Source organism: Pseudomonas sp. S12(2018), assembly GCF_024355235.1.
GTDB classification, from domain to species: Bacteria; Pseudomonadota; Gammaproteobacteria; order Pseudomonadales; family Pseudomonadaceae; genus Aquipseudomonas; species Aquipseudomonas palmensis.
Map to the genome: position 1 here is coordinate 280,901 of NZ_QLAD01000007.1, position 24,250 is coordinate 305,150.

At 65.3% G+C, this 24,250-nt stretch carries 17 protein-coding genes; 11 read left to right on the forward strand and 6 right to left on the reverse strand.

From position 1 onward, the window contains the following. The first annotated feature begins 130 nt into the window (after window positions 1–130). From DN388_RS18385 to DN388_RS18405, 5 genes are all read left to right on the forward strand, one after another. Window positions 131–2,485 (forward strand): glucose/quinate/shikimate family membrane-bound PQQ-dependent dehydrogenase, encoded by a 2,355-nt coding sequence (locus tag DN388_RS18385; protein ID WP_058541809.1) that lies wholly within the window; start codon window positions 131–133, stop codon window positions 2,483–2,485. Window positions 2,486–2,657: 172 nt separating this feature from the next. Continuing rightward, on the forward strand, window positions 2,658–3,224 hold the full coding sequence (locus DN388_RS18390; RefSeq protein WP_043863642.1) for a DUF2780 domain-containing protein: 567 nt from the start codon (window positions 2,658–2,660) through the stop codon (window positions 3,222–3,224). Between the two features lie 71 nt (window positions 3,225–3,295). Further along, the gene (locus tag DN388_RS18395; protein ID WP_043863643.1) at window positions 3,296–3,724 is read left to right on the forward strand and encodes a DUF350 domain-containing protein; all 429 of its coding nucleotides are present in this window, start codon (window positions 3,296–3,298) and stop codon (window positions 3,722–3,724) included. Between the two features lie 15 nt (window positions 3,725–3,739). Next, on the forward strand, window positions 3,740–4,435 hold the full coding sequence (locus tag DN388_RS18400; protein WP_054915998.1) for a DUF1190 domain-containing protein: 696 nt from the start codon (window positions 3,740–3,742) through the stop codon (window positions 4,433–4,435). A 9-nt stretch (window positions 4,436–4,444) separates the two neighbouring features. Next, a complete protein-coding gene (locus DN388_RS18405; RefSeq protein WP_043863645.1) occupies window positions 4,445–5,602 on the forward strand; it encodes a glutathionylspermidine synthase family protein in 1,158 nt (385 codons plus the stop codon). On the opposite strand, the gene DN388_RS18410 is transcribed toward DN388_RS18405, so the two are convergent. Further along, window positions 5,599–6,489 carry an acyltransferase gene (locus DN388_RS18410; protein WP_043863646.1) on the reverse strand — a complete coding sequence of 297 codons (891 nt, stop codon included), beginning with the start codon at window positions 6,487–6,489 and terminating at the stop codon, window positions 5,599–5,601. The genes DN388_RS18405 and DN388_RS18410 overlap by 4 nt on opposite strands. A 180-nt stretch (window positions 6,490–6,669) precedes the next feature. Between DN388_RS18410 and DN388_RS18415 the strand changes: the two genes are divergently transcribed. The 4 genes from DN388_RS18415 to creD all read left to right on the forward strand — a co-directional run bounded on the left by DN388_RS18415 (window position 6,670) and on the right by creD (window position 10,854). Next, window positions 6,670–7,170 carry an ATP-dependent zinc protease gene (locus DN388_RS18415; RefSeq protein WP_043863647.1) on the forward strand — a complete coding sequence of 167 codons (501 nt, stop codon included), beginning with the start codon at window positions 6,670–6,672 and terminating at the stop codon, window positions 7,168–7,170. A gap of 141 nt (window positions 7,171–7,311) precedes the next feature. Continuing rightward, window positions 7,312–7,992 carry a two-component system response regulator CreB gene (gene creB / locus DN388_RS18420; protein ID WP_229588950.1) on the forward strand — a complete coding sequence of 227 codons (681 nt, stop codon included), beginning with the start codon at window positions 7,312–7,314 and terminating at the stop codon, window positions 7,990–7,992. After that, window positions 7,992–9,425, forward strand: a complete 1,434-nt coding sequence (gene creC / locus DN388_RS18425; protein ID WP_043863649.1) for a two-component system sensor histidine kinase CreC — start codon at window positions 7,992–7,994, stop codon at window positions 9,423–9,425. Before creB ends, creC begins: the two co-directional genes overlap by 1 nt. A 94-nt stretch (window positions 9,426–9,519) precedes the next feature. Then, on the forward strand, window positions 9,520–10,854 hold the full coding sequence (gene creD / locus DN388_RS18430) for a cell envelope integrity protein CreD (protein ID WP_043863650.1): 1,335 nt from the start codon (window positions 9,520–9,522) through the stop codon (window positions 10,852–10,854). Window positions 10,855–11,033: 179 nt separating this feature from the next. Here creD and DN388_RS18435 read toward each other — a convergent pair whose 3' ends face one another. The 5 genes from DN388_RS18435 to aceE all read right to left on the reverse strand — a co-directional run bounded on the left by DN388_RS18435 (window position 11,034) and on the right by aceE (window position 19,717). Next, a complete protein-coding gene (locus tag DN388_RS18435; protein ID WP_255001526.1) occupies window positions 11,034–11,666 on the reverse strand; it encodes a glutathione S-transferase in 633 nt (210 codons plus the stop codon). Between the two features lie 9 nt (window positions 11,667–11,675). Then, a complete protein-coding gene (gene msrA, locus DN388_RS18440) occupies window positions 11,676–12,341 on the reverse strand; it encodes a peptide-methionine (S)-S-oxide reductase MsrA (RefSeq protein ID WP_043863652.1) in 666 nt (221 codons plus the stop codon). Between the two features lie 69 nt (window positions 12,342–12,410). After that, entirely contained in the window at window positions 12,411–15,104 is a 2,694-nt protein-coding gene (locus DN388_RS18445) for a GGDEF and EAL domain-containing protein (RefSeq protein ID WP_043863653.1), read from the reverse strand. A gap of 316 nt (window positions 15,105–15,420) precedes the next feature. Then, entirely contained in the window at window positions 15,421–17,058 is a 1,638-nt protein-coding gene (gene aceF / locus DN388_RS18450) for a dihydrolipoyllysine-residue acetyltransferase (protein ID WP_058541811.1), read from the reverse strand. Between the two features lie 13 nt (window positions 17,059–17,071). Continuing rightward, on the reverse strand, window positions 17,072–19,717 hold the full coding sequence (gene aceE / locus DN388_RS18455) for a pyruvate dehydrogenase (acetyl-transferring), homodimeric type (protein WP_043863655.1): 2,646 nt from the start codon (window positions 19,715–19,717) through the stop codon (window positions 17,072–17,074). A gap of 383 nt (window positions 19,718–20,100) precedes the next feature. Between aceE and glnE the strand changes: the two genes are divergently transcribed. Together glnE and waaF are read left to right on the forward strand one after the other, a co-directional pair. Beyond that, window positions 20,101–23,037: a bifunctional [glutamate--ammonia ligase]-adenylyl-L-tyrosine phosphorylase/[glutamate--ammonia-ligase] adenylyltransferase gene (gene glnE, locus DN388_RS18460; RefSeq protein WP_255001540.1), complete on the forward strand. Its 2,937-nt coding sequence runs from the start codon at window positions 20,101–20,103 to the stop codon at window positions 23,035–23,037. Between the two features lie 163 nt (window positions 23,038–23,200). Further along, window positions 23,201–24,250 (forward strand): lipopolysaccharide heptosyltransferase II, encoded by a 1,050-nt coding sequence (gene waaF, locus DN388_RS18465; protein ID WP_043863657.1) that lies wholly within the window; start codon window positions 23,201–23,203, stop codon window positions 24,248–24,250.

Sequence of the window (24,250 nt, forward strand, 5' to 3'; positions counted from 1 at the left end):
GCAATTTTTTGTTACCCTTAAACGTACTAACTGGTTAACAAGCAAGCTACCTAAATGCGCCGACTATGCTCGGGATTGGGTCGGCCAACTGTTGACGGTGGTTTTTCACTACGTTTAGGACGGTAATCACATGAACGAACAGGCAGGTGCTCCGGGCACCGCAAAGTGGCTGCTGGGAGGTCTGGGCATCCTGATCGCCCTGATCGGCCTGGTGCTGGCAGGGGGCGGTGCGTACCTGAGCAGCCTCGGTGGTAGCTGGTACTTCCTTCTGATGGGCCTGGCGATGCTGGTCAGCGGTGTGCTGATCGCGCGGCGCAAGCCGTCGGGCGCCTGGCTGTACGCGGTGGCCCTGGTGCTTACCGCGATCTGGGCGGTGTGGGATGCCGGCCTGGACTTCTGGCCGCTGGTCTCGCGGGTACTGACCTTTGCCGTGATCGGCCTGGTCATCGCGCTGGTGTTCCCGAGCCTGCAACGCGCCGACGGTCGTGCGGCCGGGCGTGGCGCGTTCGCGGTGGCCGGTGTGCTGGCCGTTGGCGTGGTCGCCACCCTGGGCTACATGTTCGTGCCCACCCACGTGGTCACCGCCAGCAGCGAGCCTGCGGTGCAGCCGGTCAAGCCGGGCACCGAGCAGAAGGACTGGGCGCACTGGGGCAACACCACCGCCGGCAACCGCTTTGCCGCGCTGGACCAGATCAACAAGGGCAACGTCGACAAGCTGCAGGTGGCCTGGACCTTCCATACCGGTGACGTGCCGCAAAGCACCGGCGCCGGCGCCGAAGACCAGAACACGCCGCTGCAGATCGGCGACACCCTGTATTCCTGCACCGCCTACGGCAAGGTCTTCGCCCTGGACGTGGACACCGGCAAGCAGCGCTGGATGTTCGACCCCAAGGGCAGCGCGCCGAACTGGCAGCGTTGCCGTGGCCTGGGCTACTCCGAAACCCCGCTGGCCGCCGACGCCGGCCCGCAGGCCTGCGCCAAGCGCCTGTTCCTGCCCACCGGCGATGCCCGCCTGATCGCGATCAACGCCGAAAACGGCGAAGCATGTGCCGACTTTGGCGATAACGGCGTGGTCGACCTGAGCGTCGACATGGGCGAGATCAAGCCGGGCTACTACCAGCAGACCTCCACCCCGCTGGTGGCCGGCGATGTGGTGATCGTCGGTGGCCGCGTGGCCGACAACTTCTCCACCGGCGAACCGCCGGGCGTGGTGCGTGCCTATGACGTGCGGACCGGCGAGCTGGCCTGGGCCTGGGACCCGGGCAACCCGAACATCACCAAGCGTCCGCCCGAAGGCCAGACCTACACCCGTGGCACGCCCAACGTGTGGTCGGCGATGTCCTATGACGCCAAGCTGGGCCTGGTGTACCTGCCGACCGGCAACGCCACCCCGGACTTCTTCGCCGGCACCCGTACCGAACTGGACGACAAGTACAGCTCCTCGATCGTGGCGCTGGACGTGAAGAACGGCCAGGTGCGCTGGCACTTCCAGACCACCCACCACGACCTGTGGGACTTCGACCTGCCGGCCCAGCCGCTGCTGTACGACATCCCGGATGACAAGGGTGGCGTGCAACCGGCGCTGGCCCAGGTGACCAAGCAGGGCGAGATCTTTGTGATCAACCGTGAAACCGGCGTGCCGATTGCCAAGGTCGAAGAGAAGCCGGTGCCCCAGGGCAACGTGCCGGGCGAGCGTTATTCGCCGACCCAGCCGTTCTCGGTAGAGATGCCGTCGATCGGCAACCAGACCCTGAAAGAGTCGGACATGTGGGGCGCGACCCCGTTCGACCAGCTGCTGTGCCGCATCTCGTTCAAGGGCATGCGCCACGAGGGTGTGTACACCCCGCCAGGGCTGGACCCGGCGTTGCAGTTCCCCGGGTCGCTGGGTGGCATGAACTGGGGTAGCGTGTCGGTCGACCCGACCAGCAACTACATGTTCGTCAACGACATGCGTCTGGGCCTGGCCAACTACATGATCCCGCGTGCAGACATTCCCAAGGGGGCCAGCGGCATCGAGATGGGTGTGGTGCCGCAGGACGGTACGCCGTATGGCGCGATGCGCCAGCGCTTCCTGTCCGCGGCCGGTATTCCGTGCCAGAAGCCGCCGTTCGGCACCATGTCGGCCATCGACCTGAAGACCAGGAAACTGATGTGGCAGGTGCCGGTCGGTACCGTGCAGGATACCGGGCCGCTGGGCATCCGCATGCACCTGCCGATCCCGATCGGCATGCCGACCCTGGGCGCTTCGCTGTCGACCCAGTCGGGCCTGCTGTTCTTTGCCGGCACCCAGGACTTCTACCTGCGTGCGTTCGACTCGGGCAACGGCAACGAGATCTGGAAGGCGCGTCTGCCGGTGGGCAGCCAGTCGGGGCCGATGACCTACGTGTCGCCCAAGACCGGCAAGCAATACATCCTGATCAGTGCTGGCGGTGCGCGTCAGTCGCCGGATCGGGGTGATTACGTGATTGCGTACGCCTTGCCGTAGGGCGGGTTGCCATCTGTTGCAGGAGCCAGCCTTGCTGGCGAAAGCGGCCACCGCGTACCTCTGGATATCGCGGTGCTGCTTTCGCCGGCAAGGCCGGCTCCTACAGGCGATGACGGCGGAACATTCGCCGCAGATACGGGTCGAAACCTCGCTTTCCTACGAGGTCCGCCCCATGAAACGTTTCGCACTGCTCTCCCTGCTGGCACTCGCCACCACCTCGGCCCTGGCCTTCAATCTCAACGATGCCGCCAACGCCGTGTCTGCCATGCAAGGCAACAAACAGCAGGACGCTGCCGTTCAAGCTCCGGCCCCCTCGGCCAACCTGCTCAATACCCTGGGCGACCAACTCGATATCACCCCCGAACAGGCCATTGGCGGCACCGGCGCGCTGCTGGGCCTGGCCAGGCATCAGCTCAGCAGCAGCGACTACTCGCAACTGAGCAAGGCCGTGCCCGGCCTTGACCTGCTGTCCGGCGACAATGCCCTGGGCGGCCTCAGCGGCCTGGGCGAGTTGCTCGGCAAGAGCGGCAATTCCTCGGCCCTGAGCAACGCACTGGGCAACGTCAAGGACACCGACGACCTGAACAACGCCTTCGGCGCCCTGGGCATGAACACCGGCATGATCGCCCAGTTCGCCCCGCTGATCCTGCAGTACCTGGGCCAGCAGGGCGTGGCCGGTTCGCTGCTGCAGAGCCTGGGCGGCATCTGGGGCACCCCGGCCGCCGTGCCTTCGGTGTAAGCCGGCGGTTTGCCGAGGCGGGGCGGTGTGGTATATGTCCCGCCCCGTTCAAGCAAGGAAGTGCGACCCCGATGTTCATGGATGCCCTGAAGATGTCCCTGCCGGCCGATGCCGTGCTGGGTTTTCTGTTCTACATGGCCGGCGCCGCCGTGCTGTTCGCGCTCTATGCGTTCATCTATACCCGCCTGACCCCCTACAACGAATTTGCCCTGATCCGCGAAGGCAACAGCGCTGCCGCCATCGCCCTGGGCGGTGCGCTGCTGGGTTTCGCCATCCCCGTGTCCGGGGCCATCTCCCATTCGATCTCGCTGCTCGACTTCCTGCTGTGGTCGGTGATCGCCGGCGCCGTGCAGTTGCTCGCGTTCGTGGTGGTCAGCGTGGTGGTCAAGGGCATGGACGAGCGTATCCGCCGTCAGGAAAACGCGGCCGCCATCTTGCTGGCCGCCGTGGCCATCGGCATCGGCATGCTCAATGCCGCGTGCATGACCCCAGCGGCCTGACAGCGGAGCACAGCCATGAAACGCAGCACGAGCATTCGGCTGATTGCCCTGGGCAGCCTGCCGCTGGCGCTGGCCGCCTGTGACAGTGATCGCAGCGCCACCCGCGTGGTCAGCGAGGTCAAGCGTTACCAGGACGTCGACAGCTGCGCCCTGGCCGGGGTAAGCCGTTCGGTGTGCGACAACGCCTGGAACGTCGCCCGCCAGCACCACGATGCCAACGCCCCACGCTTCACCCGCCTGGAAGACTGCCTGGCCAGCTTCGAGCAGTGCGAGCCAGGTCAGGGCGCGAGCTTTCACATGCCGCGCATGCAAGGCTTCGCCCTGACCACCGAGCGCCAGGTGTATGACGACGGGCTGAACCAGACCTCCAGCACCACCTCGTCGGCCGTGTATGGCGGCGGCGGTGGCCGCTACGACTACGTCAATGTCGAGCCGCGCTACCTGTCGGAGGCGATCTACCACGAGCGTGAAGGGCGCGAAGGGTTCAGGGCCAGCTCGCTGACCGACCAGGTCAACAGCGGCAACCAGTATGCCGGGCTGGTCGAGGACCACACGCCGTCCAGCCGTTTCAACGGCGGGGCTGGTGCCGATGCCCATGCGTCGGTGCTGCCGGCGCGCTTCATGGCCTCGGCACGGCCCTGGACGGTGGGCAGCCACCCCGGCTTCGCGGCCCATGTACCAGGCCGTGGCGGCTTCGGTTTCGGTTCCTGAGGGCGGGCGATGAAACGTATTGCCTGCACCCCGCGCGCGGACTGGAAAGCCACCGCCGAACACTACGGCTTCAGGTTCCACACCTTCGGCGACGAGCCGTACTGGGACGAGTCGGCGTGCTACCAGTTCACCCTGCGCCAGATCGAGGACGACCTCGAAGAACCCACCCGCCAGTTGCACGAGCTGTGCATGGACCTGGTGGCGCGGGCAGTGGACAGCGAAGAGCTGCTCGACCGCCTGGCCATCCCGCGTGACTACCGCGACCTGATTCGCCGCTCATGGCGCGACGGGCACCCGCATTTCTACGGGCGCATGGACCTGAGCTACGACGGCCATGGCCCGGCCAAACTTCTGGAAGCCAACTACGACACACCCACCTCGCTGTACGAGGCCGGCTTCTTCCAGTACCTGTGGCTTGAGCAGCAGATGCAGCGCGGTGTACTGCCGGCCGATGCCGACCAGTTCAACAGCCTTGAAGAGAAACTCGGCCAGGTGTTCGGCGCCAACACCTTTGCCACGCCGTTCTACTTTGCCTCGGTCAGGGACTCGCTGGAGGATCGTGGCACGGTGCAGTACCTGTGCGACATTGCCACCGCTGCCGGGCTCGATACACGCCTGATCGATGTGGAAGACATCGGCCTGAACCCGGCCGGGCGTTTCATCGACCGCAGTGGGGCGCCGATCCCCAGCCTGTTCAAGCTCTACCCGTGGGAAGACATGTTCCACGACCGCTACGGCCCGGCGATTGCCGGCAGCGGCACGCTGTTCGTCGAGCCGCCCTGGAAGGCGCTGCTGTCGAACAAGGGCATGCTGGCGCTGCTGTGGGAGCAGCACGAAGGGCACCCGAACCTGCTGCCCGCATTCATCGACGCCACGCCCGAACGGCCGCTGGCGCCGGGGTGGGTGCGCAAGCCGTTCTTCTCGCGGGAGGGGGCGAATGTGGAGATTCATACCCCTGACGGGCAGCGGGTGAAGGAGGAGGGGCCGTATGGCAGTGGCCCCCACGTGATCCAGCAGTTTCATGCCTTGCCACGGTTTGCCGGCAGCCACACGGTGATCGGCAGCTGGGTGGTTGGCGATCAGCCGGCAGGCATCGGCATTCGCGAGGACAACTCGCTGATCACCAAGGACAGCAGCCGCTTCGTGCCCCACGCGATCATCGGCTAGCGGCGCAGCTCCTGGCGCAGTTGCTCGATGCGCGCGTCCTTGTCGTGCCACAGCTGGTTGACCCAGTCCTGTACGCTGCGCCGGAATTGCGGGTCGTTCTCGTAGTCGCCGCGCCACAGGGCCGGGTCCAGTGCGCGTACCTGGATGTCCACGATCACCCGCGGCACTGCACCGCTGACCAGGTCCCAGAACCCCGGCGCGGTGTCGCCGGGGTACACCAGGGTCACGTCGAGCAGGGCGTCGAGCTGTTCGCCCAGCGCGGCGAGCACGAACGCCACGCCGCCGGCCTTGGGCTTGAGCAGGTGGCGGAACGGCGAGCCCTGGGCATCGCGCTTGGCCGGGGTGAAGCGGGTGCCTTCGAGGTAGTTGACCACGGTCACCGGCTGGCGCTTGAACAGCTCGCAGGCGGCCTTGGTGATCTCCAGGTCCTGGCCCTTGAGGTGCGGGTGGCGTTCGAGGAAGGCCTTGCTGTAGCGCTTCATGAACGGGTAGTCCAGCGCCCACCAGGCCAGGCCCAGGAACGGCACCCAGATCAGTTCCTTTTTCAGGAAGAACTTGAAGAACGGAATGCGCCGGTTGAACACCTGGATCAGCGCGGGAATATCCACCCAGCTCTGGTGGTTGCTGACCATCAGGTAGGAGGTGTCCAGGCGCAGGTCGGCGGCGCCGCGCACGTCCCAGCGGGTGGGGATGCACAGGGCGAAGATCAGCTTGTCGATCTCGGCCCAGGTCTCGGCGATCCACATCACCGCCCACGAGGCGTAGTCGCGGTAGCGGCCGGGCAGTACCAGCTTGAGCAGGGCGAAGACCAGCAACGGGCCGATCAGCACCAGGGTGTTGAGCAAGAGCAGCAGGGTCACAAGACTGCCGGTAAGCAGGCGGCGCATAAGAAAACTCTGATTTTCGGTTAGGCGGTCGGCCATGATAAGCAGGGATTCGGTTCAGGCCAAATTCTGGGCAGCCCACGGCGCGGACAAATGTTTCACATTGTGTTGAATACCCTGTGGCGACGAACCTATGCTGCTGCGGCAGTCTAAACACAGACTTTTCTCAAGGAAGCTGACCCGGTGAAATCCGTACTTGCACTGCTTTCCCTGCTGGCCTTGCCGGTGATGGCCGCCGAGCCGACCCTGTATGGCCGTTATGAATATATTGGCGTGGCGGACCTCGACCAGACGTTCAAGGCCAAGATGGACACCGGCGCGCTGACCGCGTCGCTGTCGGCCAAGGACATCGAGCGCTTCAAGCGCGATGGTGAGGACTGGGTGCGGTTCCGCCTGGCGACCAAGGATGCCGACGGCAAGGTGTATGAACACAAGGTGGCGCGCATCAGCAAGATCAAGAGCCGCGCCGATGAAGACGAGGACGGCGAAGCACCCGACCCGGCCAAGCGTCCGGTGGTGGAGCTGGAGTTGTGCCTGGGCGACGTCAAGCGCACGGTGGAGGTCAACCTGACCGACCGCAGCAGCTTCAACTACCCGCTGCTGATCGGGGCCAAGGCGCTGCGCGAGTTCGGCGCGGCGGTGAACCCGGCGCGCCGGTTCACGGCGGGCAAGCCTGAATGCTGAGTTGAATCCATCGCGGCTCAAGCCCGCTCCCACAAGGGCCGTCGTTCTCCCGTGGGAGCGGGCTTGACCCGCGATAGGGCCTTGTCAGTCGAGGGATAATCCCCTACAAGTGCACCCAAACCTGCCAGGCCTGCACCACCCATGCCCCACATACTGATAGTCGAAGACGAAGCGGCCATCGCCGACACCCTGATCTTTGCCCTGCAAGGCGACGGTCACAGCACCGAATGGGTGACCCTGGGTAGCGCCGCGCTGGAACAGCAGCGTCAGCGCCCGGCTGACCTGATCATTCTCGATATCGGCCTGCCGGATATCAACGGCTTCGAAACCTGCCGCCAGCTGCGCCGCTTCAGCGAGGTGCCGGTGATGTTCCTCAGCGCCCGCGATGGGGAGATCGACCGCGTGGTGGGCCTGGAGATCGGTGCCGACGACTATGTGGTCAAACCCTTCAGCCCGCGTGAAGTGGCGGCGCGGGTACGCGCCATCCTCAAGCGCATGACCCCGCGCAGCGGACCCGAGGCCCCCGAGACGCCCTTCAGCATCGACTCCCAGCGCCTGCAGATCAGCTATCGCGGTCAATCGCTCACCCTCACCCGGCACGAATTTCGCCTGCTGCAATGCCTGCTCGAACAACCCGAACGGGTGTTCAGCCGCGAGCAACTGCTGGATGCCACCGGCGTGCCGGCCGAGGCCGGCTACGAGCGCAACGTCGACAGCCACATCAAGAGCCTGCGCGCCAAGCTGCGCACCGTGCAGGCCGACGCCGAACCTATCCAGACCCACCGCGGCCTGGGCTACAGCTACAGCCCCGGGCACAGCTGATGCGCCTGGGCATCCGCATCTTCCTGGTGTACTTCCTGTTCGTCGGGCTGACCGGCTACTTCATCCTCAACACCGTGCGCGAACAGGTGCGCCCGGGTGTGCGCCAGTCCACCGAGGAAACCCTGGTGGACACCGCCAACCTGCTGGCCGAGATTCTGCGCGACGAGGTCAAGGCCGGCACCCTCGGCCAGGGCCGGCTGCCCGAGCTGCTCAAGGCTTACGGCAAGCGCCAGCCCAGGGCCGATATCTGGGGCCTGGCCAAGAACGAGGTCAACCACCGCATCTACGTCACCGACGCCAACGGCAAGGTGTTGCTCGACTCCAGCGGCGAAGCACTGGGCCAGGACTACTCGCGCTGGAACGACGTGTACCTGACCCTGCGCGGCGAGTACGGCGCCCGCTCCACCCGCAGCGATCCGGACGACCCGGAGTCGTCGGTGATGCACGTGGCGGCGCCGATCATCGATGCCGGCAAGATCATCGGCGTGGTCACCGTGGCCAAGCCGAACAAGTCGTTGCAGCCGTACATCGATCGCTCCGAGCGGCGCCTGTTCAACCTGGGCCTTGGCCTGATCGTGCTGGGCCTGCTGGTGGGCGCCGGGCTGTCGTGGTGGCTGGCGCGCTCGCTACGTCGGCTGACGCGCTATGCACAGGCGGTCAGCGAGGGTGAACGCGTGGCCTTGCCGCATTACCGCGGCGGCGAGCTGGCGCAACTGGCCGGTGCGGTGGAGCGCATGCGCACGCAGCTGGAGGGCAGGGCGTATGTGGAGCGCTACGTGCATACCCTGACCCACGAGCTGAAAAGCCCGCTGGCGGCGATTCGCGGGGCCAGCGAGCTGCTGCAGGGGCCGATGAGCGACGAGCAGCGTCAACGCTTTGCAAGCAATATCGAAAGCGAGAGCGCGCGCATGCAGCAGTTGATCGAGCGGCTGCTGGACCTGGCCCAGGTCGAGCAGCGCCAGGGCCTGGAAGACCAGCAGCAGGTGCCGCTGGCGGCGCTGGTGGACGAGGTGCTGCTGGCCCAGAGCGCGCGCATCGAAAGCGCCGGCCTGCAGGTGCGCCAGCGGGTACCGGCCAGCGTGCGGCTGCTGTGCGAGCCGTTTCTGCTGCGCCAGGCCATCGGCAACCTGCTGGAGAACGCCCTGGACTTCACCCCGCCGGGCGGCCTGCTGGTGGTCGACCTGGAGACACGGGGCCCACGGCTGGCGCTGAGCCTGTACAACCAGGGGGCGGCGATACCGGACTATGCCCTGGGCCGGCTCAGCGAGCGCTTCTACTCGCTGCCGCGCCCGGGCACGGGGCGCAAGAGCACAGGCCTTGGGCTGAACTTTGTCGAGGAAGTGATGCAGCTGCATGGCGGCTCGCTGGAGGTGGCCAACGTCGAGGACGGCGTGCGGGTGCGCCTGTGGCTGCCCAACGAGCGGCTGGGCTGAGCTCCACGCACTCTCCACATAACTCCACACAAGCGCCCAACCCGCTCCATGCACGGCGGGCAGACTGGCTCCATCGAAACCGGAGCCATTGCCCATGAACCGAACCCTGAGCATCAAACTGGGCGCCATCGCCTTTCTGATCGTGTTGCTGCTGATACCCCTGCTGATGATCGGCGGCCTCATCCAGGACCGCCAGCAGCAGCGCGACAGTGTGGTCGAGGACATCGCCCAGAGCTCCAGCTACAGCCAGCAGATCAGCGGGCCGCTGCTGGTGGTGCCGTACCGCAAGATCCAGCGCACCTGGAAAACCGTGGATGGCAGCACCCAGCAGCAGACCAGCACGGTGGCCGGGCATCTGTACTTTCTGCCCGAAACCCTGGAGGTCGACGCCAAGGTCGACACCGAGCTGCGTTCGCGGGGCATCTACCAGGCGCGCCTGTTCCACGCCGACAACCGCATCAGCGGGCAATTCAAGGTGCCGGCGCAGTGGGGCATCACCGAAGACTTCGACGATTACCGCTTCGACCCGGCGTTTCTGGCCGTGGGCATCAGCGATATCCGCGGTATCGAGAAGAGCCTGGAACTGAACGTGAATGGCCAGTCGCTGGCCTTCGCCGCGGGCACGGGGCTGGGCTGGCTGGGCGGCGGTGTGCACGTGACGCTGCCAGACCTCGACGGCCGCGCCGAGACCCGCCTGGACTACGCCTTCGACCTGAGCCTGCAGGGCACCGGGCGCCTGCATGTGCTGCCGGTAGGGCGCAGCACCACGGTGAACATGGCGGCGAACTGGCCGCATCCAAGCTTCATCGGCAACTACCTGCCCATCAGCCGCGAGATTGACGCCCACGGCTTCAGCGCGCGCTGGCAGACCTCGTTCTTCTCCACCAACCTGGAGGATGCGCTGACCCAGTGCGTGGTCAACAACGCCTGCGACGACTTTCACGGGCGCAGTTTCGGCGTGAGCTTCGTCGACCCGGTGGACCAGTACCTCAAGAGCGAGCGGGCGATCAAGTATGCGCTGCTGTTCATTGCGCTGACCTTTGCCGGGTTCTTCCTGTTCGAGATTCTCAAGAACCTCAGCGTGCACCCGATCCAGTACGCGCTGGTGGGTGTGGCCCTGGCGTTCTTCTACCTGCTGTTGCTGTCGTTGTCGGAGCATCTGGGGTTCGGGTTGGCATATGCGCTGTCGGCAGGCGGCTGCGTGCTGCTGATCGGCTTCTACCTGTGCCACGTGCTGCGCAGCCTGGCGCGCGGGCTGGGGTTTGCGGCGGGCTTGCTGGTGCTGTACGCGATGCTCTACGGGCTGCTGGGCGCCGAGGACTACGCGCTGCTGATGGGCTCGTTGCTGCTGTTCGGCCTGCTTGGGGTGTTCATGGTGCTGACGCGCCGCCTGGACTGGTATCAGGTTGGGCAGGGGATCTTGAAATGAGCGGGTTGAGAGAGGAACGCACGCTGGGGGCTGTGATGGTGGGGGAAATCAGGTTGATCTGGGCTGCCGAGATCAGCGTCGACTTCATCGCGGGTCAAGCCCGCTCCCACAGGTCCGGTACAAGCCTCAAGGGCAGCAGCAGATCTGTGGGGGTGAGCTTGACCCGTGATGAGGCCCGATCAGGCCACAGAAGGGGCGGTCTTTAGCATCGATTCGCGCTGACTCACCTCGGCATACCAGGCTGCCAGTTTCGGCTGGCGCTCGCGCCAGCCAAGGTCCGGCAGGCGCAGGTCGATGTAGCCCAGCGCGCAGGCCACCCCGATTGCCGCTACGTCGAACACCGAGGCCAGTTCGGCCAGGTGCTCGTCTTCCAGGTGCGCCAGCGCGCGCCGGATCTTGTCCTGCTGGGCGTCGACCCACGGCGTCCAGCGCTTGTCCTCAGGGCGCAGGAAGGTCTCGTAGCGCGCCACCACCGCCGCGTCCATGATCGCATCGGCCAGCGACGCCAGGGTCAGGCGCCGCCAGCGCGCCGGGCCTTCGCGCGGGATCAGCGGGTTGCCCACATGCTGATGGTCGAGAAACTCGACGATCACGCGGCTGTCATGCAGCACCGTGCCGTCCTCCAGGCGCAACGCCGGGATCTTGCCCGCCGGGTTGCCCAGGTTCAGATCGGCATCGGTCTTGATCGGGCTCAGGTCGACGGGATGCAGGGCTACCCGCTCCGCCTGCCCGGTCTCGTGCAGCAGCACGCGAACCTTGCGCACGAACGGCGAGGCGGCGGCATGGAACAGGGTCATGCTCGGTGTGCTCATGGCGTGGCCTCAGTTGCCTTGCAGGCTGGGTGGCAGGCACACGCCAGTGCCGCCGATGCCGCAGTAGCCATTCGGGTTCTTGGCCAGGTACTGCTGGTGATAGGCCTCGGCGAAGTACACGGTCGGTGCCTGGGCGATCTCGGTGGTGATCTGGCCGAAACCGGCCTTGTTCAGCTCGGCCTGGTAGGCCTGCCTGCTGGCCTCGGCCAGTTCCAGCTGTTCGGGGCTGGTGCAGTAGATGGCCGAACGGTACTGGGTGCCGACGTCGTTGCCCTGGCGCATGCCCTGGGTGGGGTTGTGCAGCTCCCAGAACATGGTCAGCAGGTCCTGGTAGCTGACCTTGGCCTTGTCGAACACCACCAGCACCACTTCGGTGTGGCCGGTCAGGCCCGAGCAGACTTCTTCGTAGGTGGGGTTGGGGGTGAAACCGCCGGCGTAGCCGACCACGGTGCTGACCACACCTTCACGCTGCCAGAAGCGCCGCTCGGCGCCCCAGAAGCAGCCCAGGCCGAAGATCGCGAAATCGACGTCTTCGAAGAACGGGCCCAGCAGCGGTGTGTCTTCGAACACGAAATGCTTCTCGGGCAGCGTCATCGGGGTCTCGCGACCCGGCAGCGCCTGTTCGGCGGCAGGCAGTACGTTTTTGTTCACCAGAATCTCCGAGCGCAGGACCATGGGCGGTTCCTCTTCAAGGCAGGATGTGTAGGGGGTAGACCCGTAGTGTGCCCGAGTGTTTCGCCGCTGTCAGGCGATTGGGCCACGCGGATAGCGCTTGAGTTTTTCGATCAGCTCGCTGCCGGGGATCGGCCGGTCGAACAGGTAGCCCTGGCCGACGTCGCAGCGGTGGCGGCGCAGGAACGCCAGCTGTTCGGCGGTCTCGATGCCTTCGGCCACCACCTTGAGCTTGAGGTTGTGAGCCATGGCCACCACTGCCGAGGTGATTTCCATATCGTCCTGGTTGTCCGGGATCTCGTGGATGAAGCTGCGGTCGATCTTGATGATGTCGATCGGGAATTTCTTCAGGTAGCTGAGCGAGGAGTAGCCGGTGCCGAAGTCGTCCATGGCCAGGGTCAGGCCCAGTTGCTTGAGCTCGTCGAGCTGGCGGTGGGTATCCTCGGTGGCTTCGAGCAGCAGGCCCTCGGTCAGTTCCAGTTCCAGCAGGTGTGGCGGCAGGGCTTCTTCCTTGAGGATGTTGGCGATCGAGCTGACCAGCTCCGGGTCGGAGAACTGCTTGGGCGACAGGTTGATCGCCACCTGCAGGTTGCCCATGCCCTCGGTGCTCAGCAGCTGGCTCATGCGGCAGGCCTGGCGCGCGATCCACTTGCCGATGGGGATGATCAGCCCGGTTTCCTCGGCCACGCTGATGAACTGGTCGGGGCGGATCATGCCCCGCTCCGGGTGGTTCCAGCGTAGCAAGGCCTCCAGGCCGAGCAGGCGGCCGCTGCGCAGGCACAGCTTGGGCTGGTAGAACACGTCCAGTTCGTTCTGGGTCAGGGCGCGGCGCAGGTTGTTTTCCACGAACAGCTTGTAGCTGGCCTCGGCGTTGAGCGCCTCGGTGAACACCTGCACCTGGTGCTTGCCGTTGGCCTTGGCCTTGTGCAGGGCCAGGCCGGCGTTCTTCATCAGGGTCTGCGGGTCGCGCCCGTGCAGCGGCGCACACGCCAGGCCCACCGAGCCGGTCACGCTGATCAGCTGGTTGTCGACGAACATCGGCTTGTCGAGGGTGTTGAGCAACTGCTGGGCCACCTGCTGGCCGGCATCCAGGCTGCTGTCCTCCAGCAGCACGGCGAACTCGTTGCTGGCAAAGCGCGCCAGGCTGCCACCGGGGCTCAGGCTGTTGCGCAGGCGCCGGGCCAGGCTGATCAGCAGCTTGTCGCCGGTCTGGTGCCCGAGGCTGTCGTTGATGCGCTTGAAGTTGTCGATGTCCACCAGCAGCAGGCAGATGGGGCTGTCGCTGTCGCGCTCGAAGCGCTCGTCGAGGCTGCGGATGAACGCCGGGCGGTTGCCCAGGCTGGTGAGGTTGTCGGTGTAGGCCAGGCGTTCGATGCGCTGCTGGGCCAGCTTGCTCTGGGTGATGTCTTCGTAGATGCCGATGTAGTGGGTCAACTCGCGGTTGTCGCCATACACCTTGGAGATCGACAGTTGGCCCCAGTAGGGCTCGAGGTTCTTGCGCCGGCTCTTGAATTCGCCCTGCCAGCTGTTGCCCATGGCCAGGCTCGACGGCGAGTCGAACAGCAGCTCGCTGAGGTTCTCCAGTGCGGTGAGTTCGGACAGGCGGTGGCCATGCACCTCTTCGGGTGTGTACTGGGTGATCTCGGTGAAGCTGGGGTTGACGTATTCCACCACGCCATCGCGGTTGACCAGCAGAAAGGCGTTGGCGCTTTGTTCCACCGCGCGCTGGAACAGGTGCAGGGCGCTGGTGGCGGTGCGCCGGTTGTGGTTGTTGATGACCTGGGCGAACTGGTCGGCCAGCTCGCCGGCAAAGGCGATTTCATCCGATTGCCAGGCCCGGGTCGAGCCGCTGTGTTCCAGGCAGAGCACGCCGACCACCTGGCCGTCGATGCGGATGCTGGCATCGAGCATGGCGTGGATACCGCGCTGGCGCAGGCTCTCGGAGATTTCGCGGGTGCGTGGGTCGCGCGCCGCGTTGTGCGCATCGATGGCGCGGCTGGTGTGCAGCGCCTCGAGGTAGTCGGGAAATCGCCCGGCATCGATCGCCTCGGGCAGGCGGTACTCCTGGGTGGCGCGGTAGAACGCCGAGATCGGTTCCAGTTGCTGGCCTTCCAGGTACCAGATGCTGGCGCAGTCGATGCTGTAGATTTCGCAGGCACTGCGGGTGATCAGCTCGGCGGCTTCCTGCAGCGAGTTGTCGGCGCTGTAGCGCTGGCGCGCCAGGCGCAGGATCAGGTCTTGCTGGGCGCGTACACGCTCCAGGTGCTCGAGCTGTTCCTGCTGCGCCTGCTGGTTGAGCTGCAGGGCGATCTGCAGGCGGTTGTTGCGGGTTTCGAGTTCTGCCGCCGAAAGGTCGGGTGTGTCGTTGGGCTGGGCATCGAGCACCAGCAGATAGCCGCGCAGCAACTGGCGGTTGTGCTGCCGGTAGGCTTCGCCCAGCTCCAGCATATTGAGCGGGCCCAGGCTGGTGTGCAGGGTATAACGCACCAGGTAGTACGGACGCTGCGCCAGTTGCAGCTCGATGGTGTCGTGCAGCTTGTAGCGTGCCTCGGGCTCCATCAGGCTGGCATAGGGCGAGCCGATCAGCGCACACAGGTCGACGGCCGCCTGGCCGAACTGACGCTCGCAGCCCGGGTCGAGGAACAGCATGGCCCAGCTGGCCTCATTCAGCCGCTCGAAACGCAGCATGCCGAGCCGCGAAGGCACCGGCAACTGCGTCACTACCTCGGCCACCGTACGGCTGGCGGCATCAGGTTGGCTTTTCATGGGAAGCTCGCTTCAAGAAGGCTGTTGGCGCGGGCTGGGCGAAGTGCTGCTACGCGTTTGAGCAAGGTTGCATCATGTGCTTGAGGCTGACAAGCAATAGAGTGGCCTGGCTTGATCTGTATCGGCTGACAGGTACAAATTCTTCAGTAATGCCGCGACGGATTGCGTCTGGCGGTGCCGCTCAAGGTGGGACGTTGAGCGGCACGGCATGAATCGCAGGCAAAAAAGCCCCGCCAGATGGCGGGGTTGAGGTACGAGCGTGGCAGCTCGAAAACAGTGTCCGTGCTCCCCGGCAGGGGAGCACGGCGGGCAGCAGTTACAGCAGCATGGTGCGGATGTCGGTCAGCAGCTCGCCCAGGCGCTTGGTGAAGCGCGCGGCAGCGGCACCGTTGATCACGCGGTGATCGTACGACAGCGACAGCGGCAGCATCAGCTTGGGCTGGAACGCCTTGCCATCCCACACCGGCTGGATGGTGGCCTTGGACACACCCAGGATCGCCACTTCCGGCGCGTTGACGATCGGCGTGAAGCCGGTGCCGCCAATGTGACCGAGGCTGGAGATGGTGAAGCAGGCGCCCTGCATGTCGTCGGCAGAAAGCTTCTTGGTGCGGGCCTTTTCAGCCAGGGCCGCCGCTTCTGCTGCCAGCTGCAGCAGGCTCTTCTGGTCGACGTTCTTGATCACGGGGACCAGCAGGCCGTCTGGCGTATCCACGGCGAAACCGACGTTGACGTACTTCTTGCGAATGATCGCCTTGCCGCTAGGGGCCAGCGACGCATTGAAGTCCGGCAGTTCCTTGAGCAGGTGCGCACAGGCCTTGAGCAGCAAGGGCAGAACGGTCAGCTTGACGCCGGCTTTCTCGGCCACGGCCTTCTGCGCAACGCGGAAGGCTTCCAGCTCGGTGATGTCGGCGCTGTCGAACTGGGTCACGTGCGGCACGTTCAGCCAGCTGCGGTGCAGGTTGGTGGCGCCAGCCTGCATCAGGCGGGTCATCGGCACTTCTTCGGTTTCACCGAAGCGGCTGAAGTCGACTGCCGGGATCGGCGGGATGCCCGCACCACCGGTCGCGCCGGCAGCCGGTGCTTCCTTGGCCTTCTGCATCATGGCCTTGACGTACACCTGCACGTCTTCCTTGAGCACGCGGCCGTGCGGGCCGCTGGCAGCCACGGCGCTCAGCTCGACGCCGAACTCGCGGGCCAGCTGACGCACGGCAGGGCCGGCGTGAACCTTGGCACCGCTTGGCGCTGGCGCAGCGGCCGGGGCCGGTGCGGCTTCGGCCTTGGCAGCCGGTGCGGCGGCAGGCGCAGCAGCCGGGGCCGCTTCAGCCTTGGCAGCCGGTGCAGCAGCGGCAGGCGCTGCTGGCGCGGCGGCGCCCTGGACCTTGAGCTTGAGGATGAAGTCGCCAGTGCCGACTTCGTCTTCGAGCTTGACGCCGATGCTTTCCACCACGCCGGCAGCCGGCGACGGGATTTCCATCGAGGCCTTGTCGGACTCCAGGGTAATCAGCGACTGGTCGGCTTCGACGCTGTCGCCGACCTTGACCAGCAGCTCGATGATCTTGGCCTTGCCCGACGAGCCGATGTCCGGCACGTGGATGTCCTGCACAGTGGCAGCCGCAGGTGCAGCGGCCGGTGCCGGGGCAGCCTCTGCAGCCGGGGCGGCAGCAGGCTTTTGTTCGGCGGCAGGCGCAGCGTCAGCCGGTGCCTCGGGCGCCGCAGCGGCGCCCTCGACTTCCAGTTCCAGCAGTTCGTCGCCTTCTTTCAGGCGGTCGCCCAGCTTGACCTTCAGGGCCTTGATCACACCGGCCTTGGGGGCCGGGATCTCCATGGAGGCCTTGTCCGACTCCAGGGTCAGCAGGCTCTGGTCGGCTTCGATACGGTCGCCGACTTTGACGAACAGCTCGATGATTTCACCTTCACCGCTGCCGATGTCAGGTACGCGAATGAGTTCGCTCACTTAAAAATACTCCTCAGCAGTCCAGTGGGTTGCGCTTGTCCGGGTCGATGCCGAACTTGGTGATGGCATCGGCCACGACCTTCGGTTCGATCTCGCCACGGTCAGCCAGGGCTTCCAGGGCAGCCAGCACCACGAAGTGACGGTCGACTTCGAAGAAGTGACGCAGCTTCTTGCGGCTGTCGCTGCGACCGAAGCCATCGGTACCCAGGACCTTGAATTCCTTGCTCGGTACCCACTGACGAATCTGCTCGGCGAACAGCTTCATGTAGTCGGTAGAGGCGATGACCGGGCCCTTGCGGCCGCCCAGGCACTCCTCGATGTAGGTCTGCTTGGGCTTCTGGCCAGGGTGCAGGCGGTTGCTGCGCTCCACGGCCAGGCCGTCGCGACGCAGTTCGTTGAAGCTGGTGACGCTCCACACGTCGGCACCGACGTTGAACTCTTCACGCAGGATCTTCGCCGCTTCACGCACTTCGCGCAGGATGGTGCCGGAGCCCATCAGCTGGACGTGGTGCGCTGCGTCCTTGGTGTCTTCCTCGAGCAGGTACATGCCCTTGATGATGCCTTCCTCGACACCGGCCGGAATGGCAGGCTGCTGGTAGGACTCGTTCATCACGGTGATGTAGTAGAAGACGTCCTGTTGCTCTTCGGTCATCTTCTTCATGCCGTCCTGGATGATCACCGCCAGCTCGTAGCCGTAGGTCGGATCATAGGTGCGGCAGTTCGGGATGGTCGCGGCCAGCATGTGGCTGTGACCGTCTTCGTGCTGCAGGCCTTCACCGTTGAGGGTGGTACGCCCGGCAGTACCGCCGATCAGGAAGCCACGGGTGCGGCTGTCGCCAGCGGCCCATGCCAGGTCGCCGATACGCTGGAAACCGAACATCGAGTAGAAGATGTAGAACGGCAGCATCGGCTGGTTGTGGTTCGAGTACGAGGTACCGGCGGCGATGAACGACGACATGGCGCCGGCTTCGTTGATGCCTTCCTCGAGGATCTGGCCCTTCTTGTCCTCGCGGTAGAACATCACCTGGTCCTTGTCGACGGGCTCGTAGAGCTGACCGACGGACGAGTAGATGCCCAGCTGGCGGAACATGCCTTCCATACCGAAGGTACGCGCTTCGTCCGGGATGATCGGGACGATGCGCTGGCCGATTTCCTTGTCCTTGACCAGCTGCGCGAGGATGCGCACGAAGGCCATGGTGGTGGAGATTTCACGGTCGCCCGAGCCGTCCAGGATCGCCTTGAGGGTTTCCAGTGGCGGGGTCGGGATGCTGAAGCTCTTGGCCCGGCGCTGTGGCACGAAACCGCCCAGGGCAGAACGGCGCTCGCTCAGGTAACGGGCTTCGGCGCTGCCTTCTTCAGGCTTGAAGAACGGCAGGTTCTCCAGGTCTTCGTCCTTGACCGGGATGTCGAAACGATCGCGGAAGTGACGCAGGCTGTCGACGTCGACCTTCTTGGTGTTGTGCGCGGTGTTCTTGGCTTCGCCAGCACCGGTGCCGTAACCCTTGATGGTCTTGGCCAGGATGACCGTAGGCTGGTCCTTGTGGTTGACCGCCTGGTGGTAGGCTGCATAGACCTTGTACGGGTCGTGGCCACCACGGTTGAGCTTCCAGATCTCGTCGTCGGACAGGTCGGCGACCATGGCCTTGAGCTCCGGGGTGTTGAAGAAGTGCTCACGGACGAACGCGCCGTCCTTGGCCTTGTAGTTCTGGTACTCGCCGTCGATGACTTCGTCCATGCGGCGCTGCAGGATGCCGTCGACGTCCTTGGCCAGCAGTGGGTCCCAGAAACGGCCCCAGACCACCTTGTTGACGTTCCAGCCACCACCACGGAACACGCCTTCGAGTTCCTGGATGATCTTGCCGTTGCCGCGAACCGGGCCGTCGAGGCGCTGCAGGTTGCAGTTGATGACGAAGATCAGGTTGTCCAGCTTCTCGCGGCCTGCCAGGGAGATCGCGCCCAGGGATTCCGGCTCGTCGCACTCGCCGTCGCCCATGAAGCACCAGATCTTCTGCTTGCCGGCAGGGATGTAGCCGCGGCTTTCCATGTACTTCATGAAACGTGCCTGGTAGATCGCCTGGATCGGGCCCAGACCCATCGACACGGTCGGGAACTGCCAGAAGTCAGGCATCAGCCACGGGTGCGGGTAGGACGACAGGCCTTGACCATCGACTTCCTGACGGAAGTTGTTCATCTGGTCTTCGCTGATGCGGCCTTCCATGAAGGCACGGGCGTAGACGCCCGGCGAGGCATGGCCCTGGAAGTAGATCAGGTCGCCGCCGTGCTCGTCGGTCGGGGCCTGGAAGAAGTAGTTGAAGCCGATGTCGTACAGCGTGGCGCTGGAGGCGAAGCTGGAGATGTGGCCGCCCAGGTCCGAGTCTTTCAGGTTGGTGCGCATTACCATGGCCAGCGCGTTCCAGCGGACCAACGAGCGAATGCGGCGTTCCATGAACAGGTCGCCAGGCATGCGTGCTTCGTGGGTGACGGGAATCGTGTTGCGGTATGGCGTGGTGATGGCATACGGCAGCTGGGAGCCACTACGGGTGGCCAGCTCGCCCATACGGGTCATCAGATAGTGAGCGCGGTCTTCGCCTTCTTTGTCGAGAACCGACTCCAGGGCGTCCAGCCATTCCTGGGTTTCGACGGGATCGAGGTCTTGCATGGCTTGCTCCAGGGCGGAAAGGCTTCCAGAATCGGTTGCCTGAGTTTGCGACTGGCCTTTTGGGCAGACGACATGAAATTCTTGGATTACCGGGCGTTGTACCGGCGGCGTGTAGTTTTACTACAAATCGATCCTCATTACATGCGTTGACAGTAAAAAAGCAGTAGTAAAACTACACGGATAAGGCTCGTGGCCCCTGTTCGGGTTGTGGGATAAAACGATACCGGTGGTTAAAAACTGGTCGGCATGCGGTTGTTTGCGATGATTTCTATCAAAGAATTACGTTTTTCAGCTATTTATTACCTTTGTACGACAGTCGAACCGTACGCCGAGTTCCCTTGCCCAAGTGCCACCAACCCTTTCACGCCGATCAAGGATAGACCATGAGCCTGCCCCTGCTGGCCGAACTGCCCGCTGCCCTGCAACCGCTGGTCAGCCGTAATGCCACCTCTTTGCGCAACGCCGTCGCGGCCGTCGACGGGCTGAGCCTGGACGACTGGAACGAGCAGCGCTGGACCGAGTTCGCCCGCGTGGCGGCGGCCAGCGATTTCGTGCTTGAACAGAGCGTGCGCGACCCGGCGATGCTGCTGGCCCTGGCCGCCAGCGGCGAGCTCGACCGCGCCTTCGCCGCCGGCGAGTTGTGTGCCCAGGTGGCCGGTGCGGCGCAGGCCGCCGGCAGCGAAGACGAACTGGCGCGCAACCTGCGCCGCCAGCGCACCCGCCAGCAGGTGCGCATCATCTGGCGCGACCTGACCCGCCAGGCCGACCTGGTGCAGACCTGCCGCGACCTGTCCGACCTGGCCGATGCCGCCATCGACCAGGCGTATCAATGGCTGTACCCGCGCCTGTGTGCGCAGTTCGGGACCCCCACCGGCAATCGCAGCGGCCTGCCCCAGCAGATGGTGGTGCTGGGCATGGGCAAGCTGGGGGCGGTGGAACTGAACCTGTCGTCGGACATCGACCTGATCTTCGCCTACCCCGAGGGCGGCGAAACCGTGGGCGTGAAGCGCCCGCTGGACAACCAGGAGTTCTTCACCCGGCTGGGCCAGCGCCTGATCAAGGCACTGGACCCGATCACCGTCGACGGCTTCGTGTTCCGCGTCGACATGCGCCTGCGCCCCTACGGCTCGTCCGGCGCGCTGGTGCTCAGCTTCAATGCACTGGAGCAGTACTACCAGGACCAGGGCCGCGACTGGGAACGCTACGCCATGATCAAGGCCCGCGTAGTGGCCGGCGACCAGCAGGCCGGCGCGCAGCTGCAGGACCTGCTGCGCCCGTTCGTGTACCGGCGCTACCTGGACTTCTCGGCGATCGAGGCGCTGCGCACCATGAAGCAGCTAATCCAGCAGGAGGTGCGGCGCAAGGGCATGGCCGAGAACATCAAGCTGGGCGCCGGTGGCATCCGCGAGGTGGAGTTCATCGCCCAGGCGTTCCAGCTGATCCACGGCGGGCGCGACCTGAGCCTGCAGCAGCGACCGTTGCTCAAGGTGCTGGCGACGCTCGAAGGCCAGGGCTACCTGCCGCCGGCGGTGGTGAGCGAGCTGCGTGAAGGGTATGAGTTCCTGCGTTATACCGAACACGCCATCCAGGCCATCGCCGACCGCCAGACCCAGATGCTGCCCGACGACGAACTGGACCGCGCACGTATCGCCTTCATGCTCGGTTTTGCCGACTGGGCGAGCTTCCACGCGCAACTGATGCACTGGCGCGGGCGCATCGACTGGCACTTCCGCCAGGTGATCGCCGACCCCGATGAAGAGGAAGGCGAGGAGGGCGAAGTGGTGGTCGGTGGCGAGTGGCTGCCGCTGTGGGAAGAAGCCCAGGACGAAGAGGCCGCCTGCCGTCAGTTGACCGACGCCGGCTTCGCCGATGCGGCCAGGGCGCTCAAGCAGCTGGCCAGCCTGCGCGCCAGCCCGCAGTTGCGTGCCATGCAGCGCCTGGGCCGCGAACGCCTCGATGCCTTTATACCGCGCCTGCTGGCGCAGGCGGTGGAGCATGCCGACCCGGACCTGGTGCTCGAACGCGTGCTACCGCTGGTGGAGGCCGTGGCGCGGCGCTCGGCCTACCTGGTGCTGCTGACCGAAAACCCCGGTGCGTTGCGCCGCCTGCTGACCCTGTGCGCCGCCAGCCCGTGGATCGCCGAGCAGATCACGCGCTTCCCGCTGCTGCTCGATGAACTGCTCAACGAAGGCCGCCTGTTCAGCCCGCCCCAAGCACCGGAGCTGGCCGCCGAGCTGCGCGAGCGTCTCACGCGCATCCCCGAGGATGACCTTGAACAGCAGATGGAAGCGCTGCGTCACTTCAAGCTGGCCCACAGCTTGCGCGTGGCCGCCTCGGAAATCGCCGGCAACCTGCCGCTGATGAAGGTCAGCGACTACCTGACCTGGCTGGCCGAAGCCATTCTCAACCAGGTGCTGGCCCTGGCCTGGCGCCAGACCGTGGCGCGTCATGGCCAGCCAAAGCGCAGCGATGGCAGCCTGTGCGACCCCGGCTTCATCATCGTCGGCTATGGCAAGGTCGGCGGCATCGAGCTGGGCCACGGCTCGGACCTGGACCTGGTGTTCATCCACGACGGTGACCCCCAGGCCGAGACCGATGGCGCCAAGCCCATCGACAGTGCGCAGTTCTTCACCCGCCTGGGTCAGCGCATCATTCACCTGCTGACCACCCAGACCAACTCCGGCCAGCTGTATGACGTGGACATGCGCCTGCGCCCGTCCGGCGCTTCGGGTTTGCTGGTGAGTTCGCTGGGCGCCTTCGAGCGCTACCAGCGCAACGAGGCCTGGACCTGGGAACACCAGGCACTGGTGCGTGCGCGGGTGCTGGTGGGCTGCCCGCAGGTGGGGGCGGCCTTCGAGGGGGTGCGGGCGCAGGTGCTGGGACAGGCCCGCGACCTGGACAAGCTGCGGGCCGAAGTCAGCGACATGCGCGCCAAGATGCGCGACAACCTCGGCACCCGGGCGACCCAGGCCGGGCTTGGGCCCAACGCCTTCGACAGCGGGGTTGCCTTCGATATCAAGCAGGATGCCGGTGGTATCGTCGATATTGAATTTATGGTGCAATACGCGGCCCTGGCCTGGTCCCACACGCACCCGGCACTGCTGCGCTACACCGACAACATCCGCATTCTCGAAGGGCTGGAGGAGGTCGGGCTGATGCCGGCCAGCGATGCAATTTTGTTGCGTGAAGTGTACAAGGCCTTCCGCTCCGCCGCGCACCGCCAGGCCTTGCAGAAGCAGGCCGGGGTGATCGACGCCGGGCAGTTCGTCGACGAGCGCCGGCAGGTACGGCGCATCTGGGGCGAGCTGGGGTTGACCTGAACGCGGGCTGAACAGCCACCAGGCGATACGGCGCAATGAAGCGGCGGCGACCACGTCCTACACTGAGTGGCGTACACTGGTCGCACCACGCCTGATTATAAAGAGGGGAGGCCAGGCTGTTGGAAAACAGGCTGTAGCCTCCCTGATCGTTTCTGGATAAAGCATGAGAATTTTGATCATTGGGCCCAGTTGGGTGGGCGACATGGTAATGGCGCAGACGCTGTTCCATGTGCTGAAGCAGCGTCACCCTGCGTGCGTGATCGATGTGCTGGCACCCGAATGGAGCCGCCCGATCCTCGAGCGCATGCCCGAAGTGCGCCAGGCCTTGAGCTTCCCGCTCGGCCACGGCGCGCTGGAACTGGCCACGCGCCGGCGCATCGGCAAGTCGCTGGCCGGTCAGTACGACCAGGCGATCCTGCTGCCCAATTCGCTCAAGTCTGCGCTGGTGCCGTTCTTTGCCGGTATCGCGCAGCGCACCGGCTGGCGTGGCGAGCTGCGCTACGGCCTGCTCAACGATGTGCGCACCCTCGACAAGGCGCGCTACCCGCTGATGATCGAGCGCTTCATGGCCCTGGGCTACCCCGCCGGTGCCGAGCTGCCCAAACCCTACCCGCGCCCCAGCCTGCAGATCGAGACCGCCAGCCGCGATGCGGCGCTGGCCAAGTTCGGCCTGAGCCTGGACCGCCCGGTGCTGGCGCTGTGCCCCGGCGCCGAGTTCGGCGAGGCCAAGCGCTGGCCCTCGGAGCATTACGCCAAGGTCGCGGAAATCAAGATTCGCGAAGGCTGGCAGGTGTGGCTGTTCGGCTCCAAAAACGACCATGCGGTGGGTGAATCGATCCGCGAGTGGCTGATCCCGGGCCTGCGTGAAGAGTCGGTGAACCTCAGCGGCGAGACCTCGCTCGCCGAGGCGATCGACCTGCTGTCGTGCAGCGATGCGGTGGTGTCCAACGATTCGGGGCTGATGCACGTGGCTGCAGCGCTCAATCGCCCGCTGGTGGCGGTGTACGGGTCGACCTCGCCGGGCTTCACCCCACCGTTGGCCGACCAGGTCGAGGTGGTGCGCCTGGGGCTGGAATGCAGCCCGTGCTTCGACCGCACCTGCCGCTTCGGCCACTACAATTGCCTGCGTCTGCTGGAACCGGAGGCGGTGGCCTCGGCGTTGCAGCGGCTCAACGGTCCGTCGCTGGTCGACGTCACGGTCGAGGTCGATTAA

Coding starts and splice junctions, on each gene's coding strand:
- glnE (WP_255001540.1), top strand. CDS start 20,101: ATGAGCCTGCCCCTGCTGGCCGAACTGCCCGCTGCCCTGCAACCGCTG.
- DN388_RS18445 (WP_043863653.1), bottom strand. CDS start 15,104: ATGAAAAGCCAACCTGATGCCGCCAGCCGTACGGTGGCCGAGGTAGTG.
- msrA (WP_043863652.1), bottom strand. CDS start 12,341: ATGGTCCTGCGCTCGGAGATTCTGGTGAACAAAAACGTACTGCCTGCC.
- waaF (WP_043863657.1), top strand. CDS start 23,201: ATGAGAATTTTGATCATTGGGCCCAGTTGGGTGGGCGACATGGTAATG.
- creC (WP_043863649.1), top strand. CDS start 7,992: ATGCGCCTGGGCATCCGCATCTTCCTGGTGTACTTCCTGTTCGTCGGG.
- DN388_RS18405 (WP_043863645.1), top strand. CDS start 4,445: ATGAAACGTATTGCCTGCACCCCGCGCGCGGACTGGAAAGCCACCGCC.
- creD (WP_043863650.1), top strand. CDS start 9,520: ATGAACCGAACCCTGAGCATCAAACTGGGCGCCATCGCCTTTCTGATC.
- DN388_RS18385 (WP_058541809.1), top strand. CDS start 131: ATGAACGAACAGGCAGGTGCTCCGGGCACCGCAAAGTGGCTGCTGGGA.
- DN388_RS18435 (WP_255001526.1), bottom strand. CDS start 11,666: ATGAGCACACCGAGCATGACCCTGTTCCATGCCGCCGCCTCGCCGTTC.
- DN388_RS18410 (WP_043863646.1), bottom strand. CDS start 6,489: ATGCGCCGCCTGCTTACCGGCAGTCTTGTGACCCTGCTGCTCTTGCTC.
- aceE (WP_043863655.1), bottom strand. CDS start 19,717: ATGCAAGACCTCGATCCCGTCGAAACCCAGGAATGGCTGGACGCCCTG.
- creB (WP_229588950.1), top strand. CDS start 7,312: ATGCCCCACATACTGATAGTCGAAGACGAAGCGGCCATCGCCGACACC.
- DN388_RS18400 (WP_054915998.1), top strand. CDS start 3,740: ATGAAACGCAGCACGAGCATTCGGCTGATTGCCCTGGGCAGCCTGCCG.
- DN388_RS18395 (WP_043863643.1), top strand. CDS start 3,296: ATGTTCATGGATGCCCTGAAGATGTCCCTGCCGGCCGATGCCGTGCTG.
- DN388_RS18390 (WP_043863642.1), top strand. CDS start 2,658: ATGAAACGTTTCGCACTGCTCTCCCTGCTGGCACTCGCCACCACCTCG.